The 19128-nt window shown below is 73.9% G+C and carries 23 protein-coding genes; 12 read left to right on the forward strand and 11 right to left on the reverse strand.

Annotated elements, in window-relative coordinates; all coding sequences use genetic code 11:
* Positions 1-49: 49 nt before the first annotated feature.
* Together PIJ49_RS02545 and PIJ49_RS02550 are read right to left on the reverse strand one after the other, a co-directional pair.
* Positions 50-628: an Asp23/Gls24 family envelope stress response protein gene (locus PIJ49_RS02545; RefSeq protein WP_144411286.1), complete on the reverse strand. Its 579-nt coding sequence runs from the start codon at positions 626-628 to the stop codon at positions 50-52.
* On the reverse strand, positions 625-1182 hold the full coding sequence (locus PIJ49_RS02550) for an RNA polymerase sigma factor (protein ID WP_066653961.1): 558 nt from the start codon (positions 1180-1182) through the stop codon (positions 625-627). Before PIJ49_RS02550 ends, PIJ49_RS02545 begins: the two co-directional genes overlap by 4 nt.
* Positions 1183-1323: 141 nt before the next feature.
* On the opposite strand from PIJ49_RS02550, the gene PIJ49_RS02555 reads away from it, so the two are divergent.
* Positions 1324-1617 (forward strand): hypothetical protein, encoded by a 294-nt coding sequence (locus PIJ49_RS02555; protein WP_209682927.1) that lies wholly within the window; start codon positions 1324-1326, stop codon positions 1615-1617.
* Positions 1618-1636: 19 nt separating this feature from the next.
* On the opposite strand, the gene PIJ49_RS02560 is transcribed toward PIJ49_RS02555, so the two are convergent.
* The 5 genes from PIJ49_RS02560 to PIJ49_RS02580 all read right to left on the reverse strand — a co-directional run bounded on the left by PIJ49_RS02560 (position 1637) and on the right by PIJ49_RS02580 (position 5415).
* Entirely contained in the window at positions 1637-1792 is a 156-nt protein-coding gene (locus tag PIJ49_RS02560; protein ID WP_158407747.1) for a hypothetical protein, read from the reverse strand.
* A 191-nt stretch (positions 1793-1983) separates the two neighbouring features.
* Entirely contained in the window at positions 1984-2901 is a 918-nt protein-coding gene (locus PIJ49_RS02565) for a methyltransferase family protein (RefSeq protein ID WP_066653968.1), read from the reverse strand.
* A gap of 138 nt (positions 2902-3039) precedes the next feature.
* Positions 3040-3180, reverse strand: coding sequence for a hypothetical protein (locus PIJ49_RS02570; protein WP_158407748.1), 141 nt, complete (start codon positions 3178-3180; stop codon positions 3040-3042).
* Positions 3181-3286: 106 nt separating this feature from the next.
* The gene (locus tag PIJ49_RS02575; RefSeq protein ID WP_271825628.1) at positions 3287-4195 is read right to left on the reverse strand and encodes an SDR family oxidoreductase; all 909 of its coding nucleotides are present in this window, start codon (positions 4193-4195) and stop codon (positions 3287-3289) included.
* A complete protein-coding gene (locus PIJ49_RS02580; RefSeq protein ID WP_209682923.1) occupies positions 4192-5415 on the reverse strand; it encodes a zinc-dependent alcohol dehydrogenase in 1224 nt (407 codons plus the stop codon). Before PIJ49_RS02580 ends, PIJ49_RS02575 begins: the two co-directional genes overlap by 4 nt.
* Before the next feature lie 150 nt (positions 5416-5565).
* Between PIJ49_RS02580 and PIJ49_RS02585 the strand changes: the two genes are divergently transcribed.
* Together PIJ49_RS02585 and PIJ49_RS02590 are read left to right on the forward strand one after the other, a co-directional pair.
* Entirely contained in the window at positions 5566-5907 is a 342-nt protein-coding gene (locus tag PIJ49_RS02585; RefSeq protein ID WP_066653974.1) for a DUF3140 domain-containing protein, read from the forward strand.
* Between the two features lie 46 nt (positions 5908-5953).
* The gene (locus PIJ49_RS02590) at positions 5954-6163 is read left to right on the forward strand and encodes a hypothetical protein (protein ID WP_058729470.1); all 210 of its coding nucleotides are present in this window, start codon (positions 5954-5956) and stop codon (positions 6161-6163) included.
* 55 nt (positions 6164-6218) lie between these two features.
* Here PIJ49_RS02590 and PIJ49_RS02595 read toward each other — a convergent pair whose 3' ends face one another.
* The 3 genes from PIJ49_RS02595 to PIJ49_RS02605 all read right to left on the reverse strand — a co-directional run bounded on the left by PIJ49_RS02595 (position 6219) and on the right by PIJ49_RS02605 (position 8942).
* A complete protein-coding gene (locus tag PIJ49_RS02595) occupies positions 6219-7097 on the reverse strand; it encodes a glycoside hydrolase family 16 protein (RefSeq protein WP_271825631.1) in 879 nt (292 codons plus the stop codon).
* A 132-nt stretch (positions 7098-7229) separates the two neighbouring features.
* Entirely contained in the window at positions 7230-8540 is a 1311-nt protein-coding gene (locus PIJ49_RS02600) for a PP2C family protein-serine/threonine phosphatase (RefSeq protein ID WP_271825634.1), read from the reverse strand.
* 138 nt (positions 8541-8678) lie between these two features.
* Positions 8679-8942, reverse strand: a complete 264-nt coding sequence (locus tag PIJ49_RS02605; protein WP_066653980.1) for a hypothetical protein — start codon at positions 8940-8942, stop codon at positions 8679-8681.
* A 98-nt stretch (positions 8943-9040) separates the two neighbouring features.
* On the opposite strand from PIJ49_RS02605, the gene PIJ49_RS02610 reads away from it, so the two are divergent.
* The 4 genes from PIJ49_RS02610 to PIJ49_RS02625 all read left to right on the forward strand — a co-directional run bounded on the left by PIJ49_RS02610 (position 9041) and on the right by PIJ49_RS02625 (position 13760).
* Positions 9041-10003, forward strand: a complete 963-nt coding sequence (locus PIJ49_RS02610; protein WP_066658122.1) for an SDR family NAD(P)-dependent oxidoreductase — start codon at positions 9041-9043, stop codon at positions 10001-10003.
* 82 nt (positions 10004-10085) lie between these two features.
* Entirely contained in the window at positions 10086-11570 is a 1485-nt protein-coding gene (locus tag PIJ49_RS02615) for a reverse transcriptase family protein (protein ID WP_066653981.1), read from the forward strand.
* A 156-nt stretch (positions 11571-11726) separates the two neighbouring features.
* The gene (locus tag PIJ49_RS02620; protein WP_144411287.1) at positions 11727-12695 is read left to right on the forward strand and encodes a helix-turn-helix transcriptional regulator; all 969 of its coding nucleotides are present in this window, start codon (positions 11727-11729) and stop codon (positions 12693-12695) included.
* A 54-nt stretch (positions 12696-12749) separates the two neighbouring features.
* Positions 12750-13760, forward strand: a complete 1011-nt coding sequence (locus PIJ49_RS02625; protein WP_271825638.1) for a putative endonuclease domain-containing protein — start codon at positions 12750-12752, stop codon at positions 13758-13760.
* Here PIJ49_RS02625 and PIJ49_RS02630 read toward each other — a convergent pair.
* Positions 13748-14716, reverse strand: coding sequence for an AraC family transcriptional regulator (locus PIJ49_RS02630; protein WP_251160079.1), 969 nt, complete (start codon positions 14714-14716; stop codon positions 13748-13750). The genes PIJ49_RS02625 and PIJ49_RS02630 overlap by 13 nt on opposite strands.
* A 241-nt stretch (positions 14717-14957) precedes the next feature.
* Between PIJ49_RS02630 and PIJ49_RS02635 the strand changes: the two genes are divergently transcribed.
* The 5 genes from PIJ49_RS02635 (at position 14958) to PIJ49_RS02655 (ending at position 18987) form a co-directional block, all read left to right on the forward strand.
* Positions 14958-15155 carry a hypothetical protein gene (locus PIJ49_RS02635; RefSeq protein ID WP_066653991.1) on the forward strand — a complete coding sequence of 66 codons (198 nt, stop codon included), beginning with the start codon at positions 14958-14960 and terminating at the stop codon, positions 15153-15155.
* Positions 15152-15355, forward strand: coding sequence for a hypothetical protein (locus tag PIJ49_RS02640; protein WP_066653993.1), 204 nt, complete (start codon positions 15152-15154; stop codon positions 15353-15355). The genes PIJ49_RS02635 and PIJ49_RS02640 overlap by 4 nt, the downstream gene beginning before the upstream one ends.
* Positions 15356-15393: 38 nt before the next feature.
* A complete protein-coding gene (locus PIJ49_RS02645) occupies positions 15394-15990 on the forward strand; it encodes a TetR/AcrR family transcriptional regulator (RefSeq protein ID WP_271825643.1) in 597 nt (198 codons plus the stop codon).
* Between the two features lie 73 nt (positions 15991-16063).
* A complete protein-coding gene (locus PIJ49_RS02650) occupies positions 16064-17401 on the forward strand; it encodes an alpha/beta fold hydrolase (RefSeq protein ID WP_271825645.1) in 1338 nt (445 codons plus the stop codon).
* Positions 17398-18987 carry a GMC family oxidoreductase gene (locus PIJ49_RS02655; RefSeq protein ID WP_271825646.1) on the forward strand — a complete coding sequence of 530 codons (1590 nt, stop codon included), beginning with the start codon at positions 17398-17400 and terminating at the stop codon, positions 18985-18987. Before PIJ49_RS02650 ends, PIJ49_RS02655 begins: the two co-directional genes overlap by 4 nt.
* Positions 18988-19128: the final 141 nt, after the last annotated feature.

A 19128-nucleotide genomic window follows, 5' to 3' on the forward strand; every position in this document is an offset into this window, starting at 1 on the left:
CCTCGCTGCTGGTGGGTCGTCTCGCCGCCGGTCGGGCAGGCGGTGGTCGTCAGGGCAGGTAGACGTCGTCGAAGTGGACGTCGACGGCCTCGACGCGCAGCTCGGTGTGCCGTTCGACGGCCTCGGCGACGGTGACCCGCAGGCGCTCGGCGGTCTCCGGGGCCGACCCGCCGTACACGAGCCCGGCAGTCACGTCGATGCTGACCGCGGCTCCGGGCTCCTCCACGTCGCCCCGCAGCACGCAGCGGCCCATCACGACGCCGCCCATCGTGTCGCCGGCACGGCGCACGAGTCCGCGCACGGCCGCCTCGGTGACCGCCAGGCGCAGGCGCGGATCGGGGTGGGCGACCGGGACGTCGCGACCGGGCCGCACCTCGGCGCGGATCGCCCCGAGCAACCGGTCGACCCAGGCGGTCTCCCGGTCGGGCTCGGCACCGGCGCGCTGCTCGAGCGCGCCGAGGGAGAGCTCGCGCAGGCGCTGCATGTTCGTCATCGCGAGTCGGCAGACCGCCGAGCCCTCGATGGACGGGTCGATCGGGTCCCGACCGCGGTCGAGGTAGTCCGCGATCTCCTCGATCGTGTGGCCGTCGAGGTCGTCGTCGGGCAGGGGGAGGTCGTCGGTCGTCATCGCCATCCCTCCATCTCCGCGGCGAGGAACCGTCGTGCCCGTGCGAGCAGGCCCCGCACCGTCGACGTCGGGAGCTCGAGTTCCTCGGCGATCTGCTGGTAGCTGTACCCGGCGGTCTCCCGGAGCAGCCAGCACCGACGCTGGTCGATCGGCATCCGGTCCAGAGCAGCCCACATCGCGTCGAGCTGCATGCGCGTCTCGACGGTACGCTCCGGGGCCTGCGACGGGTCGGCCGCCTCGTCATGGTCGTCCAGGTCGTCGTGGTGACGTCGACGCCGGAGACGGTCGAGGGCCCGGCGGGTGACGATCTGCATGATCCAGGGGCGGAACCGCTCGGCGTCCTCGAGGTCCGCGAGCTTCCGCCACCCCGTCAGGAATGCCTCCTGCACGACGTCGTCGGACTCGACGTTGGAGCCGAGCACCTGCTCCGCGTAGACGCGCATCAGCGGTCCGTGCCGGCGGGCGAGCACCTCGAAGGCCAGCACGTCGCCGTCGGCCGCGCGGGCGACGAGCGTCGCGTCGGATGCGTGCTGCAGCGCGGTGCCGTCGCTCATCCCCGCCTTCCGTCCGACTCGGGCTGCCGGTCGGTGGACCGGTCTCCACCGAGCATGCACCGGCAGCGCGGGGAGTGCCCGCGTGGTGTCGGGTGTGTCAGTTCGTGACGGATCCGCTGCTCGTGACGTCCCACTGGTGAGATGCACGACGACACCACCACGACCCCCCTGCCCGCTGTCGAACCGGAGCCGACCGACGACGCGACCACGGACCCGCTCGGCGACAGGACGCCGCAGCGTCCGCTCCGCCACGCAGCGCCGCAGCGGCCCGTCGCCGGCGCGGTGCGCACGGCACGGACGCTCTGCATGAGCGTGTTCGACCGGTGGCGGTGCGGGCTGGAGGACGGGCACGGGGGACTGCACACCGCGACCGAGGTCGGGGCCACCACGTCCTGGAACGACGCCGTCGCCGGCCGCATGCTCCGGGAGCTCTGAGCGGAGGAACGCACGACGCTCACTCGGCGGAGAAGAAGTCGCGGTACGCGGGGTCGGCCGGGACGTTCTCCAGCAGCCGGGTGTGCACGAGGGACGCGATCTCGTCCGGGTGACGCAGCCCACGCCGGTGCCACTCGCCCGGTTCCTCGTGCAGGTCGGAGAGTCTCGATCGCACCCGTTGCACCTCCCGCGTCGTCCCGCCGGCCGTCCTCGCCGGCGGGTCTGCGCGAGCGGGGTGCCGCCCGGTCGGACGGCTCCGTCCACACTGCACGCGCTCCGGGGCACCCGGCGGGTCCGGTCGTGTTCCGGACGCGGACGGGCGGACCATCCGGTTCGCGCGCTCGTGCTGCGTCCCGTGGCGCGCGCTCAGCTCCGCGGTACCGGGCGCAACCGCGGCACCCAGCACCGGACGGCTGCGGCGTAGCGGCGGAAGTCATCACCGAACCGCTGCTCCAGGTCGCGCTCCTCGAGCGGGCGCACGACGCAGTTCCACACGACGGAGCCCGCGACCGCGTAGACGAGCACCGTCCAGGACGCCGCGACGAGCCCCACCGCAGCGCCCTGGGTCAGCCCGGCGAGGGCCATCGGGTTCCGCACCACCCGGTAGGGGCCGGCGACCACGAGCCGGTTGGGCATCGCCGACGGCAACGGGGTCCCGCCGCCACGCGTCGACATCGACACCGCCGAGGCGAGGCCGAGCAGGCTCGCCAGCACGAAGACGACGAGACCGGTCCCGCTGACCACCTGCACGACGGCGTCGGGCAGCGGGGGACGGAGCCGCCACCGGGTCTCGGCGGCGGCGATCAGCAGCGGGAGGACGCCGAGGAAGAGCCCCCAGAACACGACGATCTGCACCGCGGTCCCGAGGAGGTGCCGGACGGGTCCCGCGTCCGGGTCGGCGGTCCGGAAGCGCAGCGGACCCGACGTGACGAGTTCGGTCGGCACCCGCCCGAGCAGCACGTGGCACAGCGCGAGGACGGAGCCGACGGTCGCTGCGGTCATCGCGACGACACCCCAGCCCGCCTCACGGGTGACCGTCGCCCAGGCGGCCGTCCCGAGCAGCACGAGCACCGTCCACCCCGTGGCGACGACGGCGGACCAGCGGAGGCCCGCGGCGGCCAGTGCCGAGGCGACGACGAACAGCGGGACGTCGAGTGCGGCGACCGGCACGGGGTCGAGCGAGCCGAGCGTCGCGGTCCGGACGATCGGCACGGTGGGGACCAGCAGCCACCAGACGGCGCCGCCCGACGCCTGCAGCGCGAACCACCACCGACCCCACGACACAGCTGCAACCTAGCAGCGCCGCGCCGACGTGACGGCGTCTCGCCGTGACCGGCGGCGTCCGGCATGACCACGAACGGACGGGAGGCGCGGTGCCAGCCGGCACCGCGCCTCCCGTCCGTCAGCGCGCAGCGAACGCGCTCAGCGCTGTCCGTTGATCTGGCCGAGCCAGCGTCCGAACGTCTGCTCCTGCTGGTCGTCGTGCAGGGCGTGCAGGGTGCTGGTCGGCAGGCAGTGACGCTCGGTGTCGACGCTGTTCCCCTTGTGGAGGTCGAGGGTCATGGTGTGCTCCTTCGCGTGGTGTGTGGATGGTTCGACGTCGGCGGCTGCGCGGGCATTCCCGCTCGGGGAGCAGCGTGTCCGCTCCACGAGCCGAGGCGGTCCGGGGTCAGGGCGTGACCATGCCCCCGTTGACGTTGAGGGTCTCGCCGGCCACGAAGCTCGACTCCTGCGACGCGAGGAACACGTACGCCGGCGCGAGCTCGGCGGGCTGGGCCGCGCGGCCCATCGGCGACTCGCTGCTGCCGAACTCGGGCAGCGACTGCGGGTCGACGCCGCCGCTCGGCTGCAGGACGGTCCAGGTCGGACCCGGGGCGACGATGTTGACCCGGATGCCGCGCTCGACGAGCAGCTGCGACAACCCCTTGGAGAAGTTGTTGATCGCGCCCTTCGACGCCGCGTAGTCGAGGCGGTCCGGCGCGGGCTGGTAGGCCTCCATGGACGCGGTCGTCGTGACCGTCGACCCCGGCTGCAGATGCGGCAGGGCTGCCTTCACCAGGCGGAAGAGCCCGAACACGTTGACGTCGAACGTCGCCTCGAACTGGTCGTCGGTGATGTCGAGCAGGTCGGGCTGCCACCGCTGCTTGCCGGCGACGCTGACCAGCGCGTCGATGCCCCCGAGCTCGGCGACGGCGCGCTCGACGAGCTGCCCCGCGTAGGCCTTGTCGCGCAGGTCACCGGGGACCGCGACCGCCTTCCGCCCGGCCGCCTCGATCTGCTCGATCACGTGGTCGGCGTCGGACTGCTCCTCGGGCAGGTAGGCCAGGACGACGTCGGCCCCCTCGCGGGCGAAGGCGATCGCCACGGCGGCGCCGATGCCCGAGTCGGCTCCGGTGATGAGGGCCTTCCGGCCCTCGAGGCGCCCCGTGCCCCGGTAGCTGGACTCGCCGAGGTCGGGGACGGGGGTCATCTGCGACTGCAGGCCTGGCTCGTCCTGGGTCTGCGGCTCCGGAGAGACGTCGGGGTAGCGGCTGCGCGGGTCGCCGAAGGCGTACTGGTCGCTCGGTGCGGTGGTCATCGTGTCGCCTCCAGTTCGACCTTGACCCAGCCGGGCTCGCGGCGGTCGAAGGCCTCGTACGCGGCGATCGCGTCGCCGATGGGTTCGTGCTCGGTGATCAGCGCGGTCGGGTCGAACTGCCCCGATGCCACCAGGTCGATGAGCGGCGGGGTGACCGAGTGGTGGTCGCAGTTGCCCATCCGGATCGTCAGGTTCTTGTTCATCGCCTCGCCGATCGGGTACGACTGTGCGGTCGGACCGTAGACGCCGATGATGCCGATGCGGCCGTACTTCGCGACCGACGCGACCGCCCACTGTGCGACCTGCGACGGGCCGTCACCGGGCTTCCACTGCTGCTGCTCGCCGAAGCCGTCCGGCGAGGCGTCGGGCGCGACCTGCTGCACCTCGGCGTCGAACTGCTGGGCCTGTTCGTCGGACACTGCTGCGGGGCCCTGCTTCGGGCGCTCCGCGTCGACCCCGACGGCGTCGATCACGGCGTCCGCGCCGATGCCGTTCGTCAGGTCCATGATCGCCTGCACCGGGTCCTCGCGGTTGTAGTCGACGACCTCGCAGTGCTGCGCGAGCGCCGCGGCGAGCCGGGTCTCCTCGCCGTCGACGACGATCACGCGGGCTGCGCCGAGCTTGTAGGCGGAGGCGGCGGCGAACTGGCCGACGATGCCGGCGCCGAACACGACCACGACGTCGCCGCGGGTGACCCCGGCGAGCTCGGCGCCGAACCAGCCGGTCGGGAAGATGTCGGAGAGCAGGATCGCCTGTTCGTCGCTGACGTTCTCGGGGAGCGGGTGCATCGTGTTGCGGGCGTACGGCACGCGCACGTACTCCGCCTGCAGACCGTTCACCGGCCCGGTCGACTGCGGGCCGCCGAAGAAGCTCGTGCCGGCCTGCGGGCCGTTCGGGTTCGCGACGTCGCACTGCGCGGTCTTGCCCATCCGGCAGTACCGGCATGCGCCGCACGAGATCGTCGAGTTGATGACGACGCGGTCCCCGGCGCTGAACCCGCGGACGGCGTCACCGACCTGGGTGACGACGCCGACGGCCTCGTGCCCGAGGATGGTGCCCTCCTCCATCGGTGCCATGGTGCCGCGGACGAAGTGCAGGTCCGTGCCGCAGATCGCACTGCGGGTGATCCGGACGATCGCATCCTCCGGGTGCTGGATGGTGGGCTCCGGGACCTCGTCGAGACGGATGTCCCCGATGCCGTGCCAGACCACTGCGCGCATGTTGCTCTCGCTTCCTGTCGTGGGGGTGTTCGGGGGACACACAACCCGACCAGTGCTGGACGGACGCGGAGCGGCGTCCGATCAGCGCACCGGAACGGGGGACACGCAGCGCTGCGTGGACACCCAGGCCCGGCGCGTTCGCTGGCCGCCATGAGCGACGACCAGCACGACGAGAAGCAGACGCGCGACGACTTCGCCGACGCGGTGAACATGACCGCGTCCGAACTGCGGAAGTGGCTCGACACGGACGAGTCGAAGGAGGTCGGACAGAAGTCCGACGGCGGCGGCGAGTCCACCGGACACGAGAGCGGGCGGCACATCGTCCGTATCCTCGAGAAGAAGCAGGGCGACTACACCGACGACGACTACGCCCACATGCGGAAGGTCGTCGGCTACGTGGCGCGGCACTCGAAGCAGGAGCCGAAGGGCGACTCCCACGACTCGAAGTGGCGGTACTCGCTCATGAACTGGGGCCACGACCCGGAGAAGTAGGCCGCGGCGACCCGGGACCGTCATGCCGGTCGGGCAGAATGGGGTCGTGGACGACTCCGGCATGCCCCGCTTCCGCCGCATCTGGTCGACGATCCAGGTCGGCGTGCTCGCCGCGGCCGTGGTGTTCTGCGTCGTGATGCTCGTCATCGGCCAGGGGAAGCTCGACCGCGTCTACGCGGTCGCCGCGGTGTTCTTCGGCCTGGCGCTGGTCGGCCACGCGACGTACCTCTGGTTGCTGGCACGCGCGAGGCGCTGAGCACTGGACGGACGGGAGGAGCGTGGCGGGCTCGCCCCGCGGGTCCCGTTCGCCGTCAGGCCTGCTGCCAGACCCGCACCCAGTCGACGAGCATCTGCTGCGGGAACCGCGTGGTCGCGTCCGGCGACCCGGGCCAGGTGCCGCCCACGGCGACGTTGAGCAGCACGAAGAACGGCTTGTCGAAGACCCACGGCGACGTCCCCACGTCGGCCCGGGTGACCGTGCGCTGCGCGACGCCGTCGACGAGCCACGTGACCGATCCCGGGCGCCAATCGACCCCGAAGACGTGGTAGGCGTCCGCCCAGGCCGCACCGTTCGGCAGGGTCGCAGCGGCCGACAGCCCCTGCGCTCCGGAGTAGCCAGGTCCGTGCACGGTGCCGTGCACGGCGCCGGGCTCGTACCCGACGTTCTCCATCACGTCGATCTCGCCGCAGGCCGGCCATCCGACCTGCCCGATGTCCGCGCCGAGCATCCAGAACGCGGGCCAGATCCCCTGCCCGCGCGGGATCCGGATGCGTGCCTCGATCCGGCCGTACTGCGCGGTGGAGGTGCCCTCGGTCTTCAGCCGCGCGGAGGTGTACGTGCCGTCGGCCTCGCGTCGCGCGGTGATGACGAGGTTGCCCGCGCCGTCCAGCGCGCTGTTCCGTCGCGAGTCGGTGTAGGTCTGCAGCTCGGCGTTCCCCCACCCGCCGGCGCCCGTGTCGAACCGCCAGATCCCCGGGTTCGGGGCGCTGCCGGCGGCGCCGTCGAACTCGTCAGCGGCGAGGAGCACCCCTCCGGACGACGTCGTGGTGGCCGCCGCGGCGTGGTCGTCCGGCGTCAGTGCCGCTCCGACGGCGGCCGTCGTGGCTGCGGCGCTGCCCAGCCCGAGCGCCAGGAAGCGGCGTCGGTCGACGGTGTGGGCGGCGTCGGTCGGCGTGTGGTCGTGCAGCATCCGGGGGATCCCTGTCCTCGTGCCCGTCGGTGGACGGGACGCACGATCATCCCCCGTGATCGGTCCGGTGACCAGTCCACACTTCGAGGGACACGCGCGCCGGACCGCGGTCGCGACGAGGGGTCGGTCCGCTCAGGGGACGTAGCCGACGCACAGCACGGTGACGTCGTCGGGGTGCTCGTCGGCGTGCGCGAGCTCGGCGATGCCGTCGACGACCTGCTGCGGGTGGTCCCGCTCCGCCACCCACGCCTCGAAGCGGTCGAGCGAGTCGAGGTCGCCGCCGAACAGGTCGAGCACGCCGTCGCTCACGGCCACGATGACGTCGCCGGGCTCGAGGGAGGTGTCCTCGGCGGTCCAGCTCGTGCCGACACCGATCGGCAGGTGCGCCGACCGCAGCGGGCGGACGGTGCCGTCGACGCTCCGCAGCACCGTCAGCCCGTGCCCGGCGTCCACCCACCGGGCGTGCCCGTCACGGTCGACCCGCACGTGGAAGCACGTCGTGAACTGTCCGCTGGTCAGGTCGGACGTCCCGGTCGCGAGCCCGGTCGCGGCGCGGCGGACGGCGACCGCGGGGTCGGACTCGTCGACGGTGCTGCGGATGAGCGAGCGCACGGCGGCGGCGATCATGCCGGCGCCGACGCCCTTGCCCATCACGTCGCCGAGGGTGAAGGCGGCGCCGTCGGGGGTGGGGAACCAGTCGTAGAAGTCGCCGCCGACCGTCCGCGCGGGGATGCACACGCCCACCGCGCGGAGCTCCCCGGGCAGCCCCGCGGCGGTCGTCGGCAGGAGCGACTGCTGCACGAGGGCCGCGCGGTCGATCTCGCCCTCGGCCACCCGACGCCGGCGCTGCACCGCGGCGAGCTGGAGGCCGGCCTGCCGCGCGAGCTCGTTCGTCACGGCAGCCGTCGCCCCGAACACGAACACGACGATGAACAGCCGCACGAGCTCGCTCGGCCGCGGTTCGGTCGGGGAGATCGCGTAGGACAGCAGCAGCGTGCCGGTCGTGCCGAGCACCGGCCACACCACGTGCCGTCGCCCGGGGTTCGCGGCGACCCACACCACGGGCAGCACCACGATCGCGGTGAAGACCGAGGCGGCGTCGCCGGTGCCGAAGCGCAGGAAGCCGACCGCGAAGAAGTCGATCGCGGGGACGAGCAGCTCGACCCGCATCGCCGCGGACGAGCGCACGGCCACGGCGGCGAAGACCAGGCCGAGGAGGGCGATCGCGACCCCGCTCCACATCAGCGGGGCGTCGGTGACCTCGAGCCACGGGGAGAAGGTGCTCCCCACGGCAGCCCCGACGATCAGCGCGGCGATGATGGTCTGCTTCGCCAGCGGAGCCCACGACGTCCGGAGGCCGCCGAGCACGATCGGACCGGTGTCGTCGCGCACGCTGATCGTCCACGTCGGCGTCGACGAGGGGCGGTCCGCGGTGCTCGTCACGCGGTCGAGTCAACCCGGACGGGGTGTTCCGGGCAACCCCACTCCGAGGGCCGGGCGTGTTGAGCCGCGCTCACGCGACGCGGCTCACACGACGATCGGTCGTCGCTCCTGCGCTCGCGCGACGGTCGACCGCAGGTCTCAGAGGCCGAGACGGAAGGCGAGGGGGACGAGCAGCCCGGCGACCCAGACGAGCACCATCACCAGCGCGCCCGCGGCGAGCCACCGCCGACGACGGCGGAGCCTCGGGCTGCGGTCCTCGCCCCACATCTGCGCGCGGACCAGCGTCCGGTTCGCCTGCTCGACGACGCGGCGGACCTCGGGGTCCTCGAGCGGGAGCGCCCCGGACCGGGCGTGCTCGGCGATCGCCGTCGCCTCCTCGACCGTCAGCTCGTCCTTCGGCATGCGCCCATCGTCGCACCCCCGGGCACGTCCGGGAAGCCGTGGGGCGACCGCACCCGGCCTGGGCGTCGTCGCAGCCGGTCGCGGGTAGCAACGAGGTCATGACCAAACGGTTCCGCGGGAAGATCGTCGTCGTCACCGGAGCATCGAGCGGCATCGGGAGGGCCGCGGCGCACGAGTTCGCCCGACAGGGGGCCACCCTCGTGCTCGCCGCTCGCAGCCACGACAGCCTCGAGGCCGCCGCAGCCGAGTGCCGGTCACTCGGCGCCGAGGCGGTCGCGATCCCCACCGACGTCGCCGACGAGCACGCCGTGCGCGACCTCGTCGCCACCACCACCGCACGGTTCGGCCGGATCGACGTCTTCGTCGGCAACGCGGCGCTCTTCGTCTACGGGCTCTTCGAGCAGACCCCGACGAAGGCGTTCAAGCGCGTCGTCGACACGAACCTGTACGGGCACCTCCACGCGATCTCCGCGCTGCTGCCGCACTGGAAGCAGCGCGGCACGGGGACGTACGTGCTCGTCGGGTCGATCCAGTCGCTGCTCTCCGCGCCGTACCAGTCGGCGTACGTGACGAGCAAGCACGCCGCACTCGGTCTGGTCGACGTCCTCGGCGACGAGTACGCGGGCACCGGGATCCGGTTCACCGCCCTGCTCCCCTCGACGATCGACACCCCGATCTACCAGAACGGGGCGAACTACACCGGCAAGACCTCGCACCCCCTGCCGCCCACCGTGTCGGTCGAGCGCGCCGGTCGGGCCGTCGTCCGCGCCGCGCTGCACCCGAAGCGCTACCGCTTCGTCGGGCGGATCCAGGCGTCGCTCGTGCCGCTGCAGTACGTGTTCCCGGGACTGTTCCACAAGATCACCAAGCCGATGGTGGAGACGTTCGCGCTCCGGGGCAAGGGCGTGCCGAGCGACGGCAACCTGTACGAGCCCGCCGACGCCCACAACGCGACCGACGGCGGCTGGGTGGCGAAGCGCCGCCGCGTGACGCGTCCGCTCGTCTGGGCGGGCATCGCCGCGGTGGTCGGCACGGTCCTGCTCGGCCGCCCACGTCGCTAGCGGGACCGGAGCCGGACGGGAGGCGCGTGGCGGTCCGGCCGCGCGCCTCCCGTCCGTCGGTCGCACACCGTAGGGTGACCGCGTGGAGTTCCCGGGGGAGGCGGCCGACGCGCGCGACGCGTCGACCTCTCCGGGGTCACCCCGGGGCACGCAGGACCAGCAGGACGACACGCCCCGAGCGGGACGGCGCGCTCCGCGCGCGACGCCGCACGGAGGCACCGACGGGTCCTCCGGGAACCCCACGCCCCTCGAGGTCGTGGCGACGGCGCTCGCCGACGCCTTCCTCACCGCCGACTCGTGGGCCGTCGACGACCTGACCGCCGCCGGCTACGCCGTGGTCGGCGTCGACCGCGCCTACGTGGGACGAGCCGTCGGGGCGGCGCTCGACACCTACCCGCGACCGCCCGTCGACGCACCCCGCCAGCTCGCCCGGGTGCTCGCCGCGGCGCCCCGGCTCGCCGCCCTGCACCGCTCCCGCGAGGCCCGGCGTCCGGTCCGCGTGCTCGCCCGTCCGGTCACCGCCGTCCGCGCACGCCCCGCAACCGAGAGCCCGCTGCTCGTCGACACGCTCCCGGAGCTCGCCCGGGCGCTCGACGTCACCGTCGGTCGGCTGCTCTGGCTCGCCGACACCCGGGCGTGGAACCGGCACGCCCCGGCGGGCAGTCCGCTCCACCACGTCCGGCACGAGTGGGTGGTCCGGCCCGGACGGGTACCGCGCCTGCTCGAGAAGCCGATGGACCTGCTCCGCCGGACGCAGCGCACCGTCCTGGACGGCCTGCTGGTCCGGCTCCCGGTGCACGACGCCGCCCACGGGTTCGTGGCGGGACGGAGCGTCGTCACCGGCGCCGCGGTGCACACCGGGCAGCACGTCGTGCTCAGCGCCGACCTGACCACGTTCTTCGCCAGCGTCACCGCCCCGACGGTCTACGGCGTGTTCCGGTCCGCCGGCTACGCGGAACCGCTCGCGCACGTCCTGACCGGGCTCTGCACCCACCGGGTCCCGCCCCACGTCCTCACCGCGATGCCCGCCGGCGGGAGTCCCGAGGAACGAGCCGCGCTGCGCGAGGCCCTCGCCGTCGCCCACCTGCCACAGGGCGCGCCCTCGTCGCCGGCCCTCGCCAACACGGCGCTGCGGCACCTCGACGCCCGCCTCGCCGGCTGGGCGGGAGCGACCGGTGCCCGGTACACCCGTTACGCCGACGACCTGACCTTCAGCGGCGACCACCGGTTGGCCGCCCGACCCGACGCCTTCCTGCGCGGCGTCGAGCGGATCGTGACCGAGCAGGGGTACCGGCTCAACCCCCGCAAGAGCCGGGTCCGGAGGCGGGGGAGCCGGCAGTCGGTCACGGGGGTCGTCGTCAACGAGCGGCCGTCGCCCGGTCGCCGTGAGGTCGACCGGCTGCACGCCGTCCTGCACAACTGCGTCGTCCACGGCCCGGCATCGCAGGACCGCGCCGGGCACCCCGACCTCCGCGCGCACCTGCTCGGCCGGATCGGCTGGGTCGAGCAGGTGCACCCCGGTCGCGCGCGGCGACTGCGCGAGGAGTTCGCCCGCATCCGGTGGTGACCCGTCCGCACGCTCCGCCGTCCGCCGTCCGCCGTCCGCCGTCCGCCGTCCGCCGTCCGCCCTCGGCCGTCCGGAGGTGCACGGACGGCGACTCCGACACCGGGACACGCTGTCCGGGAAGCGCACACCGGCCGCCGGTCCTGAGACCATGCGATCGTGACTGGGCAGGCACGAGGGACGGAGCACCCCACGTTCCGACGCTTCCGGGTGGAGGCGGTCAGCGAGCACCGGGGTGACGAACTCGACGAGATCTACGGGACCGCCGGCGGGATCGACAGCGCGCTCGACACCTTCCGCTACCTCGGCGCGGGCGACGCCGAGGTCTCGGTCCGCCGGGCCGAGGTCCAGGGCACGCGGGCCGGCGTCATGCAGCCGCGCGACGAGCACATCGTCTTCTGGATCGGGGACGGCAGTGCGACCATCGAGGACCTCGACGGCGGCGACCCGCTCGCCGTGCAGCCGGGTGCACCGGTCCTGCTCACCGCCTCGCGTCGCTACGCCTTCACGGCGGACGTCCGCACGATCACGATGGTCCACCTGTCGGACCGCGTGCTCCGTCGCGCGCTCGTGCGCAGGGGACACCTGCCGACCGGGCCGGTGGTCCTCGCGCCGGAGTCCCCGGACGAGTCCGCGCGGCGGGCCCTGCGTGCCGTGATCCGTGCGCACGGTGGACCGGTCATGGACGCCGCGCTCGCCGACGCCGTCCGACAGACGATCAACGCGGAGATCGCCGACGCCGTCGTGGCGGCCTTCCCGGTCCTGCCGGCCGTCGCGCCGACCGGCCGTGGCTCCGCCGCGCGCGCAGCGGAGTGGATCCGCGCGCACGCCGACCAGCCGGTCACGCTCCGGGACATCGCGGACGCCGTCGGGATCAGCGAGCGGGGACTGCAGAACGCGATGCACCGTCGGTTCGGGGAGTCGCCGATGGCCAGGCTCCGGGCGGAGCGGCTCGACGGTGCCCGACGGGAGCTCGAGACGTCCGGCGGGGACCTCCTGGTGGCCGACGTCGCGCGCCGGTGGCAGTGGGCGCACCTCGGTCGGTTCGCCGCCGCGTACGCCGACCGCTTCGGCGAGCACCCGAGCGACACCCTGCACCGCAGCCGGCGGGACGACGGGTTCCGCTGAGGCCACGGCCGTCGAGCACGTGCCGGTGTCGGTGGTGCTCCCTACGGTGACGGCGTGGTCGAACCGGTGGACGCGTGGTGGCGACGGCGACAGTGGTCGCGGGGCACCGCCGTACCGTACGCCGTCGGCGAGTTCCGCTCGGCGTGGGCGTCGTACCCGGTGCTCGTGCGGCAGTACCACCCGGAGTGGAACCACGGCGTGGTGCTCACGCAGGTGCCGCCCGCGGCCGAGGTGCTGCTGACGTGGGAGTGCGACGTCGGTCACGTCTTCGTCGCAACGCCTGCCGAGCAGCGGTCGCGACCCGGGCGGGAGCGCCGACGGTCCGTCTGGTGCCCCGAGTGCCACCTGCAGGCGGCACCGCAGCGGTGGCCGGTGCTCCCCGAGGACTGGCCGGCAGCGGTCCCGCCGCCGCAGCGGGCGGAGCGGGTCAGCGGCCGCCGGACGCTCCCGTCGGCTCCGGGGCGAGGCCCGGTCCCCGGCGTGGGCCGGGTGCCGACCGGTGCGGTGGCGTCGTCCCGATCGGGGGCTCGTGCTGCGGGACGGTCGGGCGCACGCTCGACACGGGCGAGCGGTGCACGGTCGTCGCAGCCGGTCCCGCGGTCGATCTGCCCGAAGACCCCGAGGGTCCCGTCGGGTGACTCCTTCACGAGCGTGTGCGCCCCCGCGCCGGCGTCGGCGGTCGAGGCCGACCTGCGGCAGGCGCTGCGCGACCGGTTCGCCTTCACGTTCGACCACACGGCCATCCGGCTCGACCGCCCGTTCTTCGACCACGTCGAGGCCTGGCCGGACATCGTGCTCCCGGAGCTGCGCGTCGCGATCGAGTACGACAGCACGGGCCGACACGGGCTCGAGCACGTCGGACCCCGGCAGGAGACCGACCGGCGGAAGGACCGTGCCGTCCGCGCCGTCGGGTGGGAGGTCGTACGGATCCGCACCGGCCGCCTGCCGGCGCTCGGTCCGTACGACCTCGAGGTGTCCGGCATCTCCGGGCGCACGATCGAGCGGCTCGTCGACACCCTGCGGGACCTCCGCGGAGCGCTCTTCGTCGACGCCTACGCGCGCTGACGGCCGGATCGGCGCAGGGTCTGACGCGGGTACTCGCCGTGGCGCTGCTGGTAGGTCGCGGAGAAGCGGCCCGCGTGGGCGAACCCCCACTCGCGCGCGACCTCGGCGATGTTCGTCGTCGCCGGGTCGCCGGCGAGCAGCGCCTCGCGCACGCGGTCGAGCCGGACCTGTCGGATGTACGCGTTCGGCGAGAGCTCGAAGGTCCGCTGGAACGCCGTCTGGAGGGCGCGGAGACTGAGTGACGCGACCCGCGCCAGGTCGGTGCTCGTGATCGGCAGGTGCGCGTGCTCGTGGACGTACTCGACGGCTCGTCGGACGTGCGCGTTGCGGGGGAGCAGCAGCTCGTCCGGCAGCGAGGCGCTGACGATCGGGTACAGCTCCAGCAGTGCCAGCGCCCCGAGCCGACCCATCTCGGCCTGCAGCAGCGGGGAGGCGCGGCGGTCGAGGACGGTGTGCGAGATGAGCTGGACGCTGCTCCGCCAGACGCGCATCGCCCGCTCGTCCGGTCGGACGGTGTGGTCGAGCACGAGCTGCCCGGGCGCGGTCCCGCGTTCACCGGCGACCTCCTCGAGGGCGCTCCGGTTGACCTGGACGATGCGCTGGTCGTAGTCGTCGTACGAGAACGCGGCGCCCTGCTGCGGCCAGAGCTGCGGTCGACCGGGCTCCATCACGATCCGGGCGTCTCCCGACCCGATCGCAGCGGTGCCGCGGGTCGTCCACTGCACCACGAAGTCGTCGGACGGCGTCATGACGCCCTCGAGGTGGCCGTCGAAGCGGATCGACCGCAGCGACATCGCGGCGTCCCCCACCGCCGAGTAGCGGAACGCGAACGGCTGTCCGGTCGCGTCGGCGCTCCACTCGTTCCCCGCGTAGGCGGTCGCGAGGAAGTCGCGGGCTTCGTCGAGGTCGGAGCTCTGGGTCTCGACGTCGATGCGTGGCGGCGTGATCGGGTTCATGGGTCCCGTGCATTCTGTCCGCCGGACGCGGCGCTGTCCGGACACCGGTGTCCCCGGTCCGGGGGTGGACGACGTGGTCCGCACAGCAGGGATGTCCGGAGATCGTCGGACGAGGACTGCCGGACGTCCGTCTTTCGTCGTCGTCGCCCGGTCGGCGTCCGCCCGGCGCCGCGGTCTCCTAGCGTCCTCGGTGGACGGGTGCCGGATCGGCCGGCCCCCCGGAGACCCGAGGACGACGACCGTGACCATCATCGCCACCGACCTGGACACCGGACCCACCACCGCCCGCGCCGCCGGGATCGGTCGCACGACCCCGCGGTTCGCCGAGGTGGTGGAGGCCCGCCGACAGCGTGGCCTCCAGATCGCCGCGGTGTCGACCGGTCTGCTCTCGGTGACCGTCGCCGCGTCCGCAGCGATCCTGCTGGGACTGTCCGCATGAGCATCCCGCGCAACGAACTCGGCATCCGCGGGTCGCGGCTCTCCCGCGGGACCCGCGCGCTGCCCGGGGCGGACCACTCGGTCGCCGACACCGTGCTGCCGGTCCGACGGTCGGCCGCCGCCGACGCACCGACGCAGCCGATCGACATGCGAGCCCTGCTCGCCGAGGCCCTCGACGCCGCTCGCGTGTCGGGCCAGTAGGCTCGCGCCACCCGCGGTCCCGACCCTGCAGAAGGCACATGACCCTCCTCACCCTGACCCCCACCGTCCGTGAGTCCCCGGCACAACGCCGGGCGTCGACCGCGGCGGACACCCTGTTCACACGGCACGGCGTCACCCCGGTGACGCTCGACGACGTCGCGGACGAGGCCGGACTCACGCGCGACGAGCTCACTGCCGCGTACCCGTCGAAGCGGGAGCTCGTCATCGCCGTGCTCCAGCGCTGGCACGGCGCGTGGCGACGGGCACTCGACGGCATCGCTCGGGACGCCGACGATCCGCGGGACGAGGTCCTCGGGGTGTTCGGGTACCTGGAGCAGTGCTTCGCCGACGAGGGCTGGCGCGGCTGCGCGTTCATCAACGGGCACGCGGAACTCGGGCGCACCGACCCGGCGATCGCCGAGCTCGCGCGAGCGCACTTCGCCGACGTCGAGGCACACCTGACGCAGCTCTGCGCGCGTGCCGGCGTGCCGTCGCACGTGGCGCAGGCGCTCTCGTTGCTCGTCGAGGGTGCCCGGGTGGAGTCCGCCGTGCAGCGGTCGGCGCAGCCCGCACGGGTGGCTCGCCTGGGTGCCGCGATGCTCCTCTCGGTCTACGAACCGCGCACGTCCTCCTGACACCGCCCGTCGGGGTACGTCGCAGGGGTACAGGAGCCTGGGTCCCGCGCGATCCGGACGGTAGGAACGAAGGATGACAGCGACCGCCTTCTGCCTGCACGCGCTGGGCTCGAGCTCGGAGGAGTTCGCCCTCCTCCGCTCCGAGCTCGCCGGCACCCTCGACCTCGTCGGCATCGACCTGCCGGGCTTCGGGCGGAGCCCCGCCTCCGGTGGCACGACCGTCGAGGAGATGGCCGTGCTCGTCGAGCGGGCGATCGGGGCGAGCGGCGCCACCGAGTGGGCGATCGTGGGCCACTCGATGGGCGGCAAGGTCGCGACGGTCGTCGCCGACCGCACGGTCTCGGGCGCGAACGGCCTGTTCGGACTCCGCGCCGTCGTCCTCCTCGCCGCCTCGCCCCTCGCTCCCGAGCCGATGGACGAGGACCGCCGCGACGGGATGCTCTCGTGGGCCGCGGACGGGCCGATCGAGCCGGACCACGCGGCGGAGTTCGTCGACGCGAACACCGCCGACGTGCTGCCCCCGGACCGGCACGAGCAGGCCGTCCAGGACGTGCGCCGCACCGACCCGCGCGCCTGGCGCGACTGGCTGCTCCGCGGTAGTCGGGAGGACTGGTCGACCACGGCCGAGCCGAACCCCGTCCCGGCGCTCGTGCTCGCCGGCGCCGAGGACGGCGACCTGGCGGCCGGAGCGCAGCGTCGCCTCACGATGCCGCACTGGCCCGCCGCCGAGCTGCACGAGGTACTCGGCGCCGCGCACCTGCTGCCGTGGGAGCGCCCGCAGGAGGTCGCCGCGCTCGTGCGCAGCTTCTGGGAGCGGCGTGTCGCCCACGGACCGGTCGTCCCCGCCGACCAGGCCCGGGTGATCGCCTCGCCGCGGGTGAGTGCTCGGACCCGGGGCGTGCTCGCGGTGCGTGCGCTGCCCGACGACCCCGCCGCGACGCCGGACGCCCTGTCCCCGCAGCAGCTCGACGTGCTCCGGGCGGTGGCTCGGATCGTCGTCCCGCAGGCAGGGCCTGGAGAGGTGGACGTCGCGCTCCGTGTCGACCGTCAGCTCGCCGCCGGGCAGGGCGACGGATGGCGGCCCGACGGGATGCCGGAGGACGCCGACGCCTACCGCGGCGCGCTGGACGTGCTCGCGACGGTCGGTTCCGACGACCTGCCCGCGGTGCTCGAGGACGTCGCCGCCGGCCGGTACCGGTCGGACGGCCCGCTCGGGGCGGAACAGCTGCGCGTCTGGTTCGAGGACGCCAGCGTGGACCTCGTGAAGCAGTGGCTCGCCCACCCCGCCACGATGTCCGAGATCGACTACGACGGCTTCGCCAACGGTGGCGACGGCGTCCGGAAGCAGGGCTTCCAGCTGCTCGGAGCCGGGCAGCGGGAAGCGTGGGAACCCGAGGGAGCAGGACGATGAGACTCGACGTACAGCGCCACCACCAGGACGACGAGGTCGTCGACGTCGTCGTCGTCGGGACGGGTGCCGGCGGCGCCCCGCTGACCGCTCGCCTCGCCCGCGAGGGCCTGAGCGTCGTCGCGTTCGAGGCTGGTCGGAACACCGAGCCCGGCGACCACACGCCCGACGAGGTCGAGGCACCGGCGGACATCAACTGGATGGACGAACGCATCAGCGGTGGTGCCGCTCCGACGGCCTTCGGTCCGAACAACAGCGGGACCGGCGTCGGCGGCTCCACCCTGCACTGGGGTGCCTTCACCCCGCGCCCGAGCACGCACGACCTCCGTCTGCGCACCGAGAGCGGGCAGGGCGAGGACTGGCCGATCGACCACGCCGAGCTCACCGCGTACATCGAGCGCGTCGAGCACGAGGTCGGCGTCGCCGGCCCCGCGCACTACCCGTGGGACCCGGACCGCCGGTACCGGATGGGTCCGCCCGCGCGGAACGCCTCGTCGGACATGATGATGCGCGGCACCGCGGCGCTCGGCATCACCGCGACGGACGCACCGGTCGCCCTGACCACCGAGGACCGGGTGCAGGAGCACCACGGGCTGCGCCAGGCGTGCGTGTCCTGCGGGTCGTGCCACCAGGGCTGCCGCAACGGGGCGAAGGTGTCGATGGACACGACCTACCTGCCCGCCGCCGTCGCCTTCGGCGCGGAGATCCGTCCGGAGTCGTTCGTGCACGGCATCGAGCTCGACGCCGACGGCAGGGTGTGCGCCGTGCTCTACACGCGCGACGGCCGTGAGCGCCGCCAGCGGTGCCGGTCCCTCGTGCTGGCCGCGGGCGGGGTGGAGACGCCGCGTCTGCTCCTGCACACCGGGCTGGCCAACAGCAGCGGCCAGGTCGGTCGGAACTTCACGGCGCACGGGGCGACCCAGGTGTGGGCGACCTTCGACGAGTCGATGCGGTCGTACCGCGGCTACCCGTCGTCGATCATCACCGAGGACTTCGTCCGGCCCGCGGACGCTGACTTCGCCGGTGGGTACCTGATCCAGAGCCTCGGCGTCCAGCCGCTGACCTTCGCGACCACGCTGGTCCGCGGCGGAGGGCTGCGCGGTGCCGAGCTCGTCAAGGCCATGCGCGACTACCCGCGGACGGCCGGCGTCGGGATCAACGCCGAGTGCCTGCCGTACGACGACAACCGGCTCGTGCTCTCCGACGACCTCGACGAGCACGGCGTGCCCCGGGCCCGCGTGACGTTCTCGCCGGGTTCGAACGAGGACGCGATCCGCGCCCACGCCGTCCGCACCATGACCGCGATCGTCGAGGCCGCCGGCGGGACCGACGTCCGGGTGCTCGAACGCACCGCCCACACGATCGGCACGGCGCGCATGGGTTCCGACGCCGGGTCGTCCGTCGTCGACCCGGCGGGGCGGTCGTGGGACGTGCCGAACCTGTGGGTGTGCGACAACTCGGTGTTCCCGAGTGCCGTCATCGCGAACCCCGCGCTCACGATCATGGCGCTGTCCCTGCGCACCGCCGACCGATTCCTGCGGGACGACCCGGCAGCAGACCGGCAGCGCGCGACGGCCGCAGCGGCCTGACCCGAGGTGGGGGGGGGGGGCGCCCCCCCCCCCCCCCCCCCCCCCCCCCCCCCCCCCCCCCCCACCCCCCCCCCCCCCCCCCCCCCCCCCCCCCCCCCCCCCCCCCCCCCCCCCCCCCCCCCCCCCCCCCCCCCCCCCCCC

This window comes from Curtobacterium uvaldense, from assembly GCF_028307415.1.
GTDB lineage: Bacteria > Actinomycetota > Actinomycetes > Actinomycetales > Microbacteriaceae > Curtobacterium.

Coding starts and splice junctions, on each gene's coding strand:
- PIJ49_RS02545 (WP_144411286.1), bottom strand. CDS start 628: ATGACGACCGACGACCTCCCCCTGCCCGACGACGACCTCGACGGCCAC.
- PIJ49_RS02550 (WP_066653961.1), bottom strand. CDS start 1,182: ATGAGCGACGGCACCGCGCTGCAGCACGCATCCGACGCGACGCTCGTC.
- PIJ49_RS02555 (WP_209682927.1), top strand. CDS start 1,324: ATGCACGACGACACCACCACGACCCCCCTGCCCGCTGTCGAACCGGAG.
- PIJ49_RS02570 (WP_158407748.1), bottom strand. CDS start 3,180: ATGACCCTCGACCTCCACAAGGGGAACAGCGTCGACACCGAGCGTCAC.
- PIJ49_RS02575 (WP_271825628.1), bottom strand. CDS start 4,195: ATGACCACCGCACCGAGCGACCAGTACGCCTTCGGCGACCCGCGCAGC.
- PIJ49_RS02580 (WP_209682923.1), bottom strand. CDS start 5,415: ATGCGCGCAGTGGTCTGGCACGGCATCGGGGACATCCGTCTCGACGAG.
- PIJ49_RS02585 (WP_066653974.1), top strand. CDS start 5,566: ATGAGCGACGACCAGCACGACGAGAAGCAGACGCGCGACGACTTCGCC.
- PIJ49_RS02595 (WP_271825631.1), bottom strand. CDS start 7,097: ATGCTGCACGACCACACGCCGACCGACGCCGCCCACACCGTCGACCGA.
- PIJ49_RS02605 (WP_066653980.1), bottom strand. CDS start 8,942: ATGCCGAAGGACGAGCTGACGGTCGAGGAGGCGACGGCGATCGCCGAG.
- PIJ49_RS02610 (WP_066658122.1), top strand. CDS start 9,041: ATGACCAAACGGTTCCGCGGGAAGATCGTCGTCGTCACCGGAGCATCG.
- PIJ49_RS02630 (WP_251160079.1), bottom strand. CDS start 14,716: ATGAACCCGATCACGCCGCCACGCATCGACGTCGAGACCCAGAGCTCC.
- PIJ49_RS02640 (WP_066653993.1), top strand. CDS start 15,152: ATGAGCATCCCGCGCAACGAACTCGGCATCCGCGGGTCGCGGCTCTCC.
- PIJ49_RS02645 (WP_271825643.1), top strand. CDS start 15,394: ATGACCCTCCTCACCCTGACCCCCACCGTCCGTGAGTCCCCGGCACAA.
- PIJ49_RS02650 (WP_271825645.1), top strand. CDS start 16,064: ATGACAGCGACCGCCTTCTGCCTGCACGCGCTGGGCTCGAGCTCGGAG.
- PIJ49_RS02655 (WP_271825646.1), top strand. CDS start 17,398: ATGAGACTCGACGTACAGCGCCACCACCAGGACGACGAGGTCGTCGAC.